10 protein-coding genes and 1 riboswitch are annotated in these 14,955 nt (G+C 68.8%); of the genes, 4 read left to right on the plus strand and 6 right to left on the minus strand.

The genetic code is table 11. From position 1 onward, the window contains the following. Nucleotides 1-68 precede the first annotated feature (68 nt). Nucleotides 69-1,199, plus strand: a complete 1,131-nt coding sequence (locus NA3_RS26975) for an epoxide hydrolase family protein (protein WP_062966451.1) — start codon at nt 69-71, stop codon at nt 1,197-1,199. A 71-nt stretch (nt 1,200-1,270) separates the two neighbouring features. Here the strand turns inward: NA3_RS26975 and NA3_RS26980 are convergent, their stop codons facing one another. Both NA3_RS26980 and NA3_RS26985 read right to left on the minus strand, forming a co-directional pair. Continuing rightward, nucleotides 1,271-3,226, minus strand: a complete 1,956-nt coding sequence (locus NA3_RS26980) for an acyl-CoA dehydrogenase family protein (protein WP_062966452.1) — start codon at nt 3,224-3,226, stop codon at nt 1,271-1,273. A 94-nt stretch (nt 3,227-3,320) separates the two neighbouring features. Next, the gene (locus NA3_RS26985; protein WP_062966453.1) at nt 3,321-4,505 is read right to left on the minus strand and encodes an ATP-binding protein; all 1,185 of its coding nucleotides are present in this window, start codon (nt 4,503-4,505) and stop codon (nt 3,321-3,323) included. 162 nt (nt 4,506-4,667) lie between these two features. Here NA3_RS26985 and NA3_RS26990 point away from each other — a divergent pair, with 162 nt between their 5' ends. The 3 genes from NA3_RS26990 (at nt 4,668) to NA3_RS27000 (ending at nt 6,496) form a co-directional block, all read left to right on the plus strand. Next, nucleotides 4,668-4,955 carry a hypothetical protein gene (locus NA3_RS26990; RefSeq protein ID WP_062966454.1) on the plus strand — a complete coding sequence of 96 codons (288 nt, stop codon included), beginning with the start codon at nt 4,668-4,670 and terminating at the stop codon, nt 4,953-4,955. Nucleotides 4,956-5,190: 235 nt separating this feature from the next. Then, nucleotides 5,191-5,354, plus strand: a riboswitch (cyclic di-AMP (ydaO/yuaA leader). Nucleotides 5,355-5,372: 18 nt separating this feature from the next. Beyond that, the gene (locus tag NA3_RS39160) at nt 5,373-6,050 is read left to right on the plus strand and encodes a C40 family peptidase (protein WP_063917778.1); all 678 of its coding nucleotides are present in this window, start codon (nt 5,373-5,375) and stop codon (nt 6,048-6,050) included. 59 nt (nt 6,051-6,109) lie between these two features. Beyond that, nucleotides 6,110-6,496 (plus strand): RNA-binding S4 domain-containing protein, encoded by a 387-nt coding sequence (locus tag NA3_RS27000; RefSeq protein ID WP_062966455.1) that lies wholly within the window; start codon nt 6,110-6,112, stop codon nt 6,494-6,496. Here NA3_RS27000 and NA3_RS27005 read toward each other — a convergent pair. The 4 genes from NA3_RS27005 to NA3_RS27020 form a co-directional block, all read right to left on the minus strand. Continuing rightward, nucleotides 6,473-8,218 carry a fatty acyl-AMP ligase gene (locus tag NA3_RS27005; protein WP_062966456.1) on the minus strand — a complete coding sequence of 582 codons (1,746 nt, stop codon included), beginning with the start codon at nt 8,216-8,218 and terminating at the stop codon, nt 6,473-6,475. The genes NA3_RS27000 and NA3_RS27005 overlap by 24 nt on opposite strands. A gap of 2 nt (nt 8,219-8,220) precedes the next feature. Then, nucleotides 8,221-13,494, minus strand: a complete 5,274-nt coding sequence (locus tag NA3_RS27010; protein ID WP_062966457.1) for a type I polyketide synthase — start codon at nt 13,492-13,494, stop codon at nt 8,221-8,223. Further along, nucleotides 13,491-13,736, minus strand: coding sequence for an acyl carrier protein (locus NA3_RS27015; RefSeq protein WP_063917779.1), 246 nt, complete (start codon nt 13,734-13,736; stop codon nt 13,491-13,493). Before NA3_RS27015 ends, NA3_RS27010 begins: the two co-directional genes overlap by 4 nt. Before the next feature lie 243 nt (nt 13,737-13,979). Beyond that, nucleotides 13,980-14,951 (minus strand): NAD(P)H-dependent flavin oxidoreductase, encoded by a 972-nt coding sequence (locus tag NA3_RS27020; protein WP_174561111.1) that lies wholly within the window; start codon nt 14,949-14,951, stop codon nt 13,980-13,982. Nucleotides 14,952-14,955 lie beyond the last annotated feature (4 nt).

Here is a 14,955-nt window from a genome sequence, read left to right on the forward strand (position 1 = left end):
AAAACGATCGAAACGCCCTGCGAGAACTGGGACGGAATCTGGCCTATATCGCCCCTAGTGTGGCGTTCATGAGCGCAGAGATCCGCGGCTTCCGCATCGACATCCCGCAGTCCGACATCGACGATCTGCAGGACCGCCTCGACCGGACGCGGTGGGCGCCGCAGCTGCCCGGCGCGGCCGGCAGCCGGGGCGTCCCGGTGGCTCGGCTCCGCGAGCTGGCCGAGTACTGGCGCACCGAATACGACTGGCGGGCGCAGGAATCCCGGCTCAATCGCTTCCCTCAGTACCGCACCGAGATCGACGGGGTGGATGTGCACTTCCTGCATGTGCGCTCGCCCGAGCCCGGGGCGCTGCCCCTGGTCCTCAACCACGGCTGGCCCAGCACCTTCGCCGAATTCGCCGACCTCGTCGACCTTCTCGTCGATCCCCGGGCGCACGGTGGCGATCCCGCGCGAGCCTTCCATGTGGTCGTGCCGTCGGTGCCGGGATACGGATTCTCGGCCGCGCCTTCCGAAACCGGCTGGAGTGCCGAGCGTGTGGGCCGGATGTGGGTGGAACTGATGCGCCGGCTCGGCTACGAGCGCTACGGCGTACAGGGCGGCGACCTGGGCACCTACGTGGGCACCGCGATGGCCGAGGCGGCGCCGGACCGGGTGGCCGGGCTCTACATCACCGCCGGCCTGGGCTTCCCCACCGAGGCCGATGTGCCGATCCTGACCGACGCCGAACGGGCCGGCTACGAGGCGATGATGGCGGCGGACTGGGTCAACGGCGTGGATCATCACGGTCTGCTGCGTGCGGCGCCGCAGACCTTCTCGATCGGATGGAACGATTCACCCGCCGCCGCCTTGGCCTGGATGATGCAGAAGTACACCGACTTCAGCGCCGCCGGCCCGCTCGATGCGGCGATCGACCGCGATGCGCTGCTCACCACCGTGGGCATCTACTGGTTCACCCAGAGCTTCGGAACGTCCGCGTGGTCGTACTACGACAGCACCGGCTTCGCCTGGCCCACCGGTTCGGCGCAGGTCCCGACCGGGGTGTACAGCGGCGCCCCGGGCATCCGCCGGCTCGCCGAGCGCACCGCGAAGATCGTGCACTGGCCCGAGGGCAATCCCCCGGGGCACCATTTCATCGCGATGGATCAACCGCGGGCATACGCGGCTGACCTGCGCACGTTCTTCGGAAATCTCGGCTGAGCGACGTTCATCGGAAAATCTAGGGCTCTCGACTCTCTGAACTAGACAGCCCTAGATTTCCCGATGGATCGCTACACGTCGGCCGCCGTGCGCGTGGACGGCAGGAACGGGGTGAGCAGATTCTGCTCGGTGGACGGCCCGAATTCCCATTCCGCGATCCACGGACCGGTGCCCTCGCTCGGGTCGAGCACGCCCGATTCCAGCCATTCGTAGCGGCCCTCGAGCACCTGCCGAGTCAGCGCGGTGTCGGCGTCGTCGGTGTTGTCCCACAGCGCGGCGAAGGCAGCCTCCACCCGCAACCGGGACTGGCGGCAGAAGGCGTCGGCCAGTTCCGTCGCCGCGGCCGCGTCCCGGCTGTCGTCGGCGCGCATGGCCTGCGCCCGCACGCAGGCCGCCGACATGGCGAACAGCTCCGCGCCGATATCGACGAGGCGCCCCAGGAATCCCTGGCGGTATTCGAGCTTCGCCTGCCAGCGCGCCATCGCGTACATCAGTTCGCGCGCCTGTTTGCGGGACATGCGCTCGATGAAGCGCAAATGCGTTGCCAACGGACCGAATTCGGTATATCCGGCCGGAAGTGTGCCACGGCCGACCGCCAGCTGCGGGAACCATTTCGCGTAGAAGCCACTCGCCCCGACCGCCGCGGTGGCCTTATCCTTCAACGCCGCATGACGATCCACGAGTGCGCCCGCCGCGGCCATGTGCGCATCGGCCATCTCCCGGGCGATCAGCAGCCGCATGATCTCGCTGGAGCCTTCGAAGATCCGGTTGATCCGCAGATCGCGCACCAGCTGTTCGGCCGGTACCGCCCGCTCACCCCGCGCGCGCAGGGAGGTGGCGGTCTCGTAGCCGCGCCCGCCGCGGATCTGCACCAGTTCGTCGGCGATGCGGCAGCTCATCTCGGAGGCCCACAGTTTGGCCAGTGCGGCTTCGATCCGAATGTCGTTGCGCGCCTCGTCGCACATGGTCCCGGACAGTTCGAGCACCGCCTCCAGCGCGAAAGCGGTTGCGGCGACGAAGGATATCTTCGACGCGACCGCCGCGTGCTCACCGACCGGTCGGCCCCACTGCACCCGTGCCGCCGACCAGCCGCGGCTGATCTTCAGCGACCACTTCGCCGCCGCCGTGCACAGCGCGGGGATCGCCAGCCGTCCGGCATTGAGTGTGGTCAGCGCGATCTTCAGGCCGTCGCCCTCGCGACCGATCAGATTGCGCGCCGGCACCCGGACCTTGTGCATGCGGGTGACACCGTTCTCGATCCCGTGCAGACCCATGAAGGCGTTGCGGCGCTCGACGGTGATGCCGGGGGTGTCGGCCTCCACCACGAAGGCGGATATCCCGCCGCGATGTCCGGGCCCCTTCGGTACCCGCGCCATCACCACCAGCAGTTCGGCGACGACACCGTTGGTCGTCCACAACTTCACTCCGTCGAGCTCGTAGGCCTCGCCGTCGGCCGTCGGGGTCGCCGTACTCGCCATTCGGGCCGGGTCGGATCCTACGTCCGGTTCGGTCAGCAGGAATGCGCTGACCGCGCCCCGCGCGCAACGGGGCAGGAATTCGCGCTTCTGTTCCTCGGTGCCGGCCAGCTTGAGCGGTTCCGGCACGCCGATCGACTGATGCGCCGAGAGCAGCACGCCCAAACTCGCGTGCACCGAGCCGACCAGCATCAACGCCCGGTTGTAGCCGACCTGCGACAGGCCCTGCCCGCCGTATTCCGGCGGGATCTTGAGTCCGAAGCAGCCGAGTTCGGCCAGCCCACGGACGTAGTCGTCGGGAATCTTCGATTCGGCCTCGATGACCGACCCGTCCAGGGTCTCGCAGAAGGCCCGTAGCCGTTCCAGATAAGCCTCGGTCCGCGCCGCATCGTCGGGAGCCGGCCGCGGATACGGATGAATCAGGTCGAGCCGGAACCGGCCGAGAAACATCTGCTTGGCGAACGACGGTTTGGCCCAGGTGCTTTCGCGCGATTCCTCGACCAGTGCGCGAGCCTGCTCTTCGGTGGCGTGAACTTTCGCGGCTGTCGCCATGGGATCCTCCCTCGAAACGTGATCAGGATCACATTCGAGTGTAGGAGAGTCGGTTACTCGCCGGTAGGCTTCCGGGGAAATCGGAGGTGGAGAATTACTGCACGCCGCGCAGATAGCGTCCGAAATGCGGCACGGTGAAGCCGATCGTGCCCCGCTCGGCGGAATAGATCAGCCCCTTCTTGATGAGTCCGTCCCGCGCCGGGGACAGCGAGGCGGGTTTGCGGCCCAGCTCCTGGGCGACGGCCGCGGTCGGCACCGGCCCGTCGTCGCCGGCCAGATCGGCCATCGCCCGCATGTACTCGCGCTCGGCCGGAGTTGCCCGTTCATAGCGGGAGCCGAAGAATCCGACCGCCAATTCCTCCTCGGCCGCAGGGGCCGCCAGTTCCACATCCTCGGCGCCGATCGGGCTGCGGGCGGCCACATCCCAGGTGGCCTTCCCATAGGCCTGAACGAAATAGGGATAACCATCCGCCTTGTCGTACAAGGCTTTCAGTGCCTCCTCGGTGAACTCCACCGCCTCGCGCTCCGCGGGAGCGATCAGCGCGCGGTCCGCGGAATCGCGATCGAGCCGGTCGATTCGGTGGTAGCTGAAAAGTCGCTCGGAATAGCTTTTGGAGGCCGAGAGGACGGCCGGCAAATGTGGCAGGCCCGCGCCCACCACGATCAACGGCGCTGTCTCCTGGCTCAATTCGTGGCAGGCGCCGCAGATCGCGGAGATGTCGGCCGGCCCCAGATCCTGCATCTCGTCGATGAACACGGCGATGCCGACGCCGATATCGCGCGCGAGCTGGGCGGCCTCCAACAGCAACTCCACCAGATCGATCTCGATGTCACCGGAGTCCGCGCGCCCGGTGACGGCCGGGACGTCGATACCGGGCTGCCAGCGCTCCCGCATTCCCTTGTCGGCGGTCGCGCGCAGGGCGAAGGCCTTGAGGATGCCCAGGAAATCGTCGACCATCTCGGGATTGCGGTGGGCGACGGCGATCTGACGCACCGCCATATGCAGGGCCGATGCCAGCGGGCGCCGCAATTCCTGATCCGGTCGCGCCTCGAGTTTGCCGGTCCCCCAGCCGCGCGAGCGGGCCGTGGACCGAAGTTGGTTGAGCAGCACTGTCTTTCCCACGCCGCGCAGGCCGGTGAGCATCACGCTGCGTTCGGGACGTCCGCGCGAGATGCGTTCGAGCACGATGTCGAAGGCGTCGAGCTGTTTATCGCGCCCGGCGAGTTCGGGCGGGCGCTGGCCGGCGCCCGGGGCATACGGATTCCGCACGGGGTCCATGCCCCGACACCGTAGCGCGTTCGCACCGAAATCTCGGGATATATAGGGGATGTCCTAGATTGCGCTATCCGAGCGAATGGCAGCCGCTGCGCGGGGTGACCGGGCGCGATGCGCTCTCTACGCTGGTGGCTGATCGAGGTCCGAAATGTCGCAGGAGGGTCCATGTCCACCGATTCGGAAGATCAGCAGTCCGGCGATCGGCCGAACCCCACGGTGGCCGAGGTCGTCGGATCCTGGGACGTGCCCGCCGGTGCGAGCGTGGCCCGGCAGATTCGCGACAACATCCTGCACGCGATCGCCCAGGGATACGACGATCCGCAACTGGTGGCCGATCTGGCGGTCGGTCCGCTCGTGATCGCCCTGGGCCGGCTGGAAACAGAACTGGCGGACGCGCGCGGACGTATCGCGGAACTCGAGCGCGCGGTCCATCCGCGCGGTGCGGCCGAGTGACTCGGCCGCACATGTAACGCTGCGCCGACTCGTTTCGATAACGAGGGCAGAGCCGCGGATACCGTGCCGTGATCTCCATAGCAGATGCGATCCGCCGGGCTGTAATCGGGGGTAGTCCTGGCGTTTTGGTGACACGCGGGCAGACACGCCGCCGTGTGGGGTGGACAACAACACCGAGCCGTCGTAATCTCTTCGTGACTTCGCGGAGTATGTCGCTTCATTAGAGGGGCGGCCCGTTGAGTCACCGCCTAATCAGCAGTCGAGTGGGCAGCTCGATCGCTGAACCGGGGACCCAGGTTTCTGGGGTGAATCCTCTTCGGTCGCAAGGTCGATGGGGTAGGGCCGATCTTCCCGGTCCGAACCCGTCAGCTAACCCGGTCGGCGCGTGGGCAAGGAAGAAACAGGAGACTCAGCTCGGTGGGTAAACACAGTCTGCAACGGGAATCTCGGCTGCCGAATTCCGTCAAGGGTGCGCTGGTCTGCGGCGCAGTAGCGGCCACAACCGGTGCGATTCCGGCGATTCCGGCCATGGCGGCCACGATCAACGTTCCCGGCGTCGGCAACTTCGACGTTCCGCTGGGTTCGGACTTCGACCAGCAGGTCAGCCAGGCGAACCAGGTACTCGCCGATCACGCGGATCAGATCAAGGGAGTTCAGCAGGCGCTGAGCTCGCAGGCGGTCGCGCCCAGCATCCCCAACGCCGCACAGAACCCGATGGGTGGCATGTTCGGCCAGTCGCAGCAGCAGCACGGGGTCGGCGATGTCGCCCTCGACGCCGCGCGCAGCAAGATCGGCGCCGACTACGTGTGGGGCGCCTCCGGTCCTTCGAACTTCGACTGCTCCGGTCTGGTGCAGTGGGCGTACAAGCAGGCCGGAATTCAGCTGCCGCGCACCAGCTTCGAACAGTCGCATGTCGGCAAGCCGGTCGCCTTCCAGGACCTGAAGCCGGGCGACCTGGTCATCCAGAACGGTGGCGGCCACGTGGCCATGTACGCCGGGGATGGCAAGATTCTCCAGGCGCCGCAGTCGGGTGAGACCGTCAGCTACGCGCATCTGGATCCCGACTCGATCGTCACCGCACGCCGCGTCGCCTAGTCGTTCCGCTCGACAGTAGGCCCGGCGGTGATCCGCCGGGCCTACTGTGAGGAGCGAAACTGGAACAGGCACAACCAGCTTCAGCTCGGGTCGACTCCTGGATCTGGGCTGTCCGGCTGTTCAAGACTCGATCCGCCGCGGCCACCGCGTGCCGCGGCGGTCACGTGCGCGTCAACGGCACGGCGGTCAAACCTGCTCATCAGATCAAGCCCGGTGATGAAGTGCGGGTCCGCAACGCCGGGGTCGAACGCATCGTCGTGGTGGTCCGGCTGGTGGTCAAACGCGTCGGCGCTTCGATCGCGACGCAATGCTATATCGACAAGAGCCCTCCGCCGCCCGCACCGGAGATCGTCGCCGCGATGCCCAAGCGCGACCGTGGTGCCGGACGGCCCACCAAGCGCGAACGCCGCGAAACCGATCGGCTACTCGGTCGCGATTCGACCTGAACTCGCGCGGAGGGCGTCCGCTGCGGTACTGAATTCCCTGCTGAACTCTCCTGTCCGATAGAGAGTGCGGCATTCGCCCCGGCGCACCTTTCCGCTCGAGGTCTTCGGAATCGCGCCGCGCGGCAGCAACAACACGTCCACCGGTGCGATGCCGTGCACAGTCGCCACCGCGGCCCGGATCCGCCGGCCGATATCGCTCGCGGCGGCCGGTGGGCTCACCTTTTCTGGACTCACCACTTCGGCGACGACCACCAGGTCCTCGCGTTCACCGGTATCGACCCCGAACGCCGCGATATGCCCGGGGCGCAGTTCGGGCGCGGAGTCGGCGGCAGTGGCTTCGATATCGGCGGGGAAATGGTTGCGGCCGTCGATGACGATCGTGTCGCGCAAGCGGCCCGCGATGTAGAGACCTCCGTCGTGGACGAAACCGAGATCTCCCGTCCGCAGCCACGTTCCGGTCTGCCCGGGCAGAACGGCGCCGAAGGTGGCGGCGGTCCGCTCGCGCAGTCCCGCATATCCCGCGCCGACATTCGGACCCCGCACCCAGATCTCACCGACGGCACCGTCGTCGCGGGGAGCGAGAGTGATCGGGTCGACGATGCGCACGGTTTGCCCGGCGGGACGGCCGCAGTCGACCAGCGCGATACCGTCGTGGCCCGCGGACGCGACGATCGCATGGCCCGCGCTCAGGGCGGCGCGGTCGAATTCGACGCATATCGGTTCCGCCTCCGGGGACGAGATGGTCACCGGAAGGGTCGCCTCCGCCAGCCCGTATCCCGCGGTGTGGGCCCGGTGGCGGAATCCGTGCGGCGCGAAGGTGCGGGTGAAGGCGCCCAGGGCGGTGGCGCGAATCGGTTCGGCGCCGTTGAGCAGCAGATCCAGCGATGACAGATCGAGGCCGTCACGTTCCTCCGCCGACGTTCCCGAAACGGCAAGTGTCAGGCCGAAATTCGGGCTGGCGGTGACGGCGGCACGATAGTCGCTGCACGCGCGCAACCATCGAATCGGGCGTTTGGCGAAGTCGGCCGGTGGCAGGGTGATCGCGTGAACGCCGAGGTGCAGCGGCAGCGACAGGGCGAACACCAGGCCCATATCGTGGAAGAACGGCAGCCAGGTCACCATCGGGCGGTCGGCGGCCGGTGCCAGCGCCGTCCGCAACTGATCGAGTGCGGCCGTGAGATTGGCGTGGGTGATGCGCACTCCGGCAGGCGAAGTGGTGGAGCCGGAGGTGTACTGGAGGTAGGCGGGATGCGCGCCGACCGGATCCAAGCGCACGTCGCCGGTGCCGGCGTGCGCATCGACCGTGAGGAGTTCACCGTGCGGCATGTCGGCGGCATCCGGCAATTCGGGTGCGCCGGACGAGTGGCGTGACGAGACGAGGCTCAGACGCGGCTCGGCGTCGACGAGGATCGTTCGCAGCCGAACGGCATTGCGGCGCATCGCCGTCGGAAACAGCGGCACCGCGGTGCGGGCGCTGTAGAGACAGGCGAGGAAGGCGACGACATAGTCGAGGCCGTGCTCGCACAGGATCGCGACACGATCACCGGGTGAAGACCGCTCTCGAATCCGCGCGGCTAGTAGTCCTGCGGCACTGTGTAATTCGGCGATCGTGACGGTGTCCGCCGTACGCCGGCCGCCCGGATACGACAGCGCGGTGAAGGCCGGTTCGTCCGGTGTCCGGGCAGCCCGGCTCGCGACGATCGCCGCCACGCGGTTGATCATGGTCACTCCTGTCGCGGCATTCGAAGCGCCAACGCGGCCGACAGCGCCGTGACGGAGGGATTGTCGAACAGCTCGGCGGTGGCGATCCGGATCCCCAGCCGGCGCTCGAGACGGCGCCGCAGATCGATGGCCAACAGTGAGGAGAGATTCAGCGTCGCGAAGTCCGCTTCGGGATCGACGGATTCGACCTCGCGCGACAGCGCACCCGCGACCGTAGCGCGGACGATTCGCTGAACGTCGGCGCCCGAAACAGCGTCGGCAACGTCGGATACACCGTTGTCGGCCGCCGAGCCCGGCGCTCGTCCGCGTGGCAGATCGGCTGCGAAGGAACCGGAAGGCGCCAGCGCCTCGCGAAGTCTGGCCGCGACCGGTCCCGGGTCGTCGGTGGGCGTGTAATCCAGCGCGAGCACCACCGCCTGGGGGCGGCCGAGGATCGCGGACAACACGGACATGCCGCGGGCGGCATCGAAGGGGGTGATGCCGGCGGTCCGTAGATGTGCGGCGCCCCCGGCCGAGCGGGCGAGGCCGGCGTCCCAGCTACCCCACGCGATGCTGGTCACGGCGCGGCCGGTGGTGCCGCGAGCCAGTGCGTCCAATGCCGCGTTGGCCGCGGCGTACGCCGCCTGTCCGGGCGATCCGAACAAGCCGGTGGCGGAGGAGAACAGGAGGGTGAAGTCGACCGGGTCGCTCGCCGTCAGCTCCAGCAGCGAGACGGCCGCGGTCACTTTCGGCTCGAAGTGCGATGCCAGGGATTCCCCTGTCACGCGGTCGAATTCGGCGTCCTGCAACACACCCGCCGCATGGATCAGACCCCGAATCGTCGATCCGCACGCCCGGATGTCGTCGAGTGCGTTGGCCAGATCCGCGCGATCGGCGACATCGCACCGCACGACCACCACGCGGTCCTCGGCGCCGTCGAGCAGTGGCGGCAGCGGCCGAGGGCGCCGGGTCAGCACCACCACGTCACGTGCGCCCTGTTCGAGCAGCCACCGGACCGCGGCGGCTCCCAGCGCGCCGAGCCCGCCGGTGACCACATAGGTGCCGTCGGCGCAGAGCGGGACCTCGGAGCGGGCGCCCCCGAGCTGCCCGAACCGCCGCGTCAGCGTCCGCGCCCCCTCCACCCGAACTTCGGCGGGCCCGGCCTGGCCCAGCACGAGATCGCGCACGGTATCGGCGCCGCGGTCATCGGACCAGATCAGCCGCACCGGGCGGCCGGATTCCAGCTGCAGCGTCCGGACCAGCGCGGCGACGGCATTCTGTGTGACGGATGCCGGGTCGCGCAGCACCACGGTGAGGCTCGCCGTCGTCTCCGCCGCGACGATCTGCTGCAGCACGCGCAGAGCTCGTTCGGCGTCGAAGACGGGTGTGTGCACCTCGGCGGGCGCGCCGATTACCTCGCGCCGCGGTTTCCGGTCCGGTGCGGTGCCGTGCGCGTCGGCCACATTCCCACCGGATCCGGGTAGCGCCGGGAGAACCCGGCCGTGCGGAGCCGGAGGCTCGGGCCAGACCAGTACGACGGCCGTCGATCCTTCTCCTGCCGTCGATGCCAGCAGGGCCGCCGACTCGCCGGGGTCCCGAGCGATCCGCTGGGCCGGAACCCGCCGATCCAACGCGCGCGTAATCGACGTGGCGAGGGCCGACTCGCCGACGATCATCGCCCGTTCGATGGTCGGTCGCGTCGATTCCGCGGTAACCGCGGCGGACGGCACCGTGATCCACTGTTCCTCGCGCAGGACGGAATCCGCCCACTCCGGCGCCGTCGCGACGGTCGCGTCGTACTCCGCCCGCCCGCGCGCAGCGGTGCGCCCCCGCAGCGGGTTCATCCCCGCGCCTGCGATGCCGCCGCGAAGGGAAGCTGCACTTCTGCTTTCGCGCGTCGCATCGTCGGTGACCGGTGCGCCGGCGTCCGCTGTCTGTGTACCGTCGTCGGCGATCACGGCCGTGCGGGAACAGCTGACGCCCCCGGTGTCTACGGGAGCGGGATGGGTCGCCGGGTGCCCGAGCGGATTGCTCTGCCAGGGAACACCCGTGCCCGAGAAGGCGATTCGCACGCCGGTCAATGCCACTGCGGGGGCGTCGTGCTGGTCCAGCGCGATGACGTCGCACAGCAGCCCGTCCGGCCCGTGTTCACGCACGAACGCGTGCGCCTCGGTGAGCAGCACGCGGGGTGCGTCGGAAAGCCATACCGACGCGATGGCTACCGGCACCGTGAGCCCGTCCGCGGGCAGGAGCTCCCGGCCGGCGGCGGCAATCAGCTGTAAACAGCCGTCGAGCGCGGCGGTGGTCAGCGGAATCGAATCGAAAAGCCCGACGGCGCTGCGACTACCGGCGCGCACGGCGGCCGGCGTCCGGAAACGCGGACCGTAGTCGAGTCCGCGGTGACGCAAGGACGTATAGAACTCGTCGATATCGAGTTCCTCCGCTGTCGTCAGGGAGGTCCGATGGTCGTCCACCGTGCGCATCCACCCGAGGATGTCGGCGGGTGAGGCGGGCCCCTCCGCTCGCGCCGAGGCCAGCGACACCGGACCCAGCAGTACGCGCAGGTCCGATCCGCTGCGGTAGCCGACCGCCGCGAGATCCGCGATATCCGTCCGTTCGTGCACCGTGAAGTCGGCCAGCCGAATCGGCCCCGGAACCGAATCCAGCAGGCGCCGAATCCAATACGCGGCGGGCACGGTCGGCACGCCGTCCACCACGTGATCGTCCAGTCGTTCGCGGCCGGGATCGGTCGCGGTGCGGGTGAGCAGTGGGAACGTCTTTCGCCGACACCGCCGTGCGACCGCCGGACCGGGCGTCGCGCCCTGGATCGACCAGTCGACGTCACGCCCCCGCACATACAGGGCACCGACGGTCCGGAGCAGGGCGGTGACCTCACCGTCGCGATGCGCGGCCGAGAAGACCGAGTCGGCCAGCTCGGGATAGTCCCGCACGGCCGGCGCCAGCACCGGATGCGGTGATATCTCCACGATCGAGGTGTATCCCCGGCCCGCGGCGGATTCGACGGCCGCGTCGAGATCGACCGTGCCACAGAGGTTGTCGATCCAGTACTCGGTATCCATCGCGGCGGTATCGATGACCTGGCCGGACCGTGCCGTCGAGAACACCGGCACGCGGGGTGCCCGTGGCACCGGCGCTCGGAGCGCGGTGATGAACTCGTCGGCGAGCGCGCGAACCTGCGGGCTGTGCGCGGCGAAGTCCACCGGCACCGGTCGCACGTAGTACTGCCGCCGGCGCGCTCGCCGCAGCAGTGTCTCCATGTACCGCGTCGTCCCGGAGACCACCACGGCCCGGGGCCCGTTCACCGCCGCGACGGCGACCTCCGCGCGCAGTGGTTCGATCAGCCGCCGCGCCTGGTCCGGTGTGACCTCGAGCAGCGCCATCATGCCCTGTCCGGCCAGCCGGCCCAGTGCCCTCGAGCGCACGGTGACCAGATGTGCGGCATCGTCGAGGGACAGTGCGCCCGCAATCACCGCGGCCGCGATCTCCCCCAGGCTGTGCCCGGCCACCGCATCCGGTTCGATTCCCCACGCCGCGAGCAACCGCGCCAGCGCCACCTGGTAGACGAACAGCGCCGGCTGCACCGTCTCGGTGGTCCCGACGCTGTCGGCGAAGCCGTGCCGGGGCGTCCACACTCGCGGTCCGCCCGCATCCGCCACGGCGTCGGCCGCTTCGGCTACGGCCCGCGCGTATTCGGGGTATCGGGCCGCCAGCTCCCGCCCCATCCGCGCATGCTGACCGCCCTGCCCGGAGAACAGGAACAGCACACGTCCGCGGCGGCGCTCACCGACTCCGAGCAGGGCGGGCGAACGGGAGCCGCACGCCACCGCGCGCAGTGCGTCGGCGGCATCGTCGGCTTCCTCCGCGACGATCGCGGCCCGAATCGGTTGCGGCAGTGCGCGTCCGGTCGCGGCCAAGACCGAAAGCGACCTCTCGCCGGTCCCCGCCAGCTCGGCCGCGGTGTCACGCAGTTCGTCCTCGTCGCGACCGGTGAGTCCGATGAGCACCGGAGGCCGCACCTCGCGCACCGGTCCCGGCTCCACCTCGCGCACGACCACATGCGCGTTGGTGCCACCGAAGCCGAACGAACTGACGCCCGCACATCGCGGAATACCGGAGTCCGCGGGCCAGCCGACCACCTCGCCCGGCACGCGGAGGCCGCGTTCGGACAATCGCAGCAGCGGATTCTCGCGCTGAAAGTTGATGGTGGGGACGATGGTTCCGTGGTGCAGGCACAGCGCCACCTTCGCCAGCCCGGTCACCCCGGCGGCAGCTTCCAGATGGCCGATATTCGATTTGATCGATCCGACATACGGTTTCACCGCGCCACGCGGCGCGTCGAGTACCGTCGCCAGCGCCTCGATCTCCACCGCGTCGCCGACCGGTGTTCCGGTGCCGTGACATTCGAAGTATCCGGCGGAGCGGACATCCAGGCCGGCGCGCGCCCACGCTGTGCGGATCACCTGTTGTTGGGCGCGCCCGTTCGGCGCGTACAGACCGTTCGAGCGGCCGTCTGAACCCACTGCGGCACCGACGATTTCGGCATAGGACCGGTTGCCCTCACGCTGCGCGTCGGCCGTGCGCTGCAGTACCAAGACGGTCGCCCCGTCACCGCGAACGTATCCGTCGGCGGCCGCGTCGAACGGCTTGCACTGCCCGTCCGGGGCGAGGAAACCGCCCTGGGCCAGATACTGCGAAGTATGCGGCAGCAGCGCGAGATTCACGCCGCCGACCACGGCGTACGGCACCGCGTCATCGGCCAGCAACCGCACGGCGAGGTCCACCGCGGCCAGCGAGGACGAACACGCGCTGTCGAGCACCACACTCGGTCCGTGCAGATCCAGCACATACGAGATTCGATTGGCGATGATGCTCAGCGCGGATCCGGTCACCGCGTAGGGCGGGTCCTGTCCGCCGTCGCCGAGGACGACCGCGCCGTGGTCGAACCCGCACGCGCCGAACAGCACCGCGGTATTCGACCCGCCCAGCCGATAACCGATTCCGGCGTCGTCGATCGCCTCGACCGCGACCTCCAGCGCGAGCCGCTGTTGCGGATCCATCAGGGCCGCTTCGCGATCGGAGATCGAGAACCGCTCGTTGTCGAATTCGGTGATCGAATCCAGGTAACCGCCGCGGCCCGCGCCGTCGCGCCCCGGCGGCGGGTCTCCGACGCCGCTGCGACTCTCGACCAGCAAGCGCCACAAGTCGTTCGCACCGGACGCGCCCGGCACTCGGCAGCCGATACCGATGATCGACATCGGTGGGGTGACGGCGGTCATCGGCCCTCGAGATGGTCGACGAGCCGCTCGATATCCGGGTTGTCGTAGAGCTCGGTCAGCGAGATCTCCACGCCCAGCGCATCTTCCAGCACACCGGCGAGGCGGGCGAGCTGCGCGGAACTCAAGCCCAGATCGGTGAAAGGCACTGTGGTCGACACGGTTTCGGGTTCGGCGCCCAGCATGTGCGCCACCGCCGCGACCGCCGCGTCGGTCGAGGTGCCGATCCGTTCCCGCTGCCCCACCGCCCTCTCCTCCCCGTATCCGGCGCCGACGCACGACGGTCGGGCGGCCACGTGAGCGCTTCTCGCGCAGCGGCTCACGGCGCAGACCGGGGTGCGGGTATCCCGCGTAGTGCAGGTTCCTCAGCGATTATGCCGACAAGTCGGGGCCCGGTGAAGAGGTCGAGACAGCTGAGGCCACAGGGGCGAGAGTGACGAAGACGAGCCGCGACCACAAGGGTCGCGGCTCGCCTCGTGCGCCGGGACTCAGCCGACCAGCGAGCCCAGCCGCGAGTTGATCAGCGTCTCGGCCTCGTCCACGATGCGCGAGATCAGCTCGGCACAGGTGGGGATGTCGTCGATCAGGCCCTGCACCTGTCCCGCCGACCAGATGCCGGCGTCGAGGTCGCCCTCGTCGAAGACGCGGCGGCCGCGAGCACCGGCGACCAGATCCCGCACATCCTCGAATGTGCCTCCGGCGGCTTCGATTTCGACCACCTTGCGGCTGATCTCGTTGTCGGCCACGCGGGCGGTGTTGTTCATGGTGCGGAAGATGAGCTGGGTGTCCCGCTCGGTGTGGGCGACGATCTGCTCCTTCACCTTCCGATGCACCGGGGACTCCTCGGTGCACAGGAAGCGGGTGCCCATGTTGATGCCGTCGGCGCCCAGCGCCAGCGCGGCGACCAGGCCGCGGGCATCGGCGAAACCACCCGAGGCGATGACCGGGATGTCGAGTGCCTTGGTGGCGGCCGGGATCAGGATCAGGCCGGGCACGTCGTCCTCACCCGGGTGGCCGGCGCATTCGAAACCGTCGATGCTCACGCCGTCGACGCCGATCTTCTGCGCCTTGAGCGCGTGCCGGACGCTGGTGCACTTGTGCAGCACCTTGATTCCGGCTTCCTTGTAGTACGGCAGGAACGGCTCCGGGTTGCTGCCCGCGGTCTCGACGATCTTCACGCCCGATTCGATGATCGCCTGAACGTATTCCTGATACGGCGGCGGGTTGATCGACGGCAGGATGGTGACGTTGACGCCGAACGGCTTGTCGGTGAGCTGCCGGGTGCGCTCGATCTCGCGCCGCAGATCGTCGGGGGTCGGCTGGGTGAGCGCGGTGATGAAACCGAGGCCCCCGGCGTTGGCGACCGCCGCCACGAGTTCGGCGCGGCCGACGTGCATCATCCCGCCCTGCACGATCGGGTGTTCGATACCGAACATCTCGGTGAATCTGGTGCGCAACATCTGG

The organism is Nocardia africana NBRC 100379, from assembly GCF_001612635.1.
Lineage (GTDB): Bacteria > Actinomycetota > Actinomycetes > Mycobacteriales > Mycobacteriaceae > Nocardia > Nocardia africana.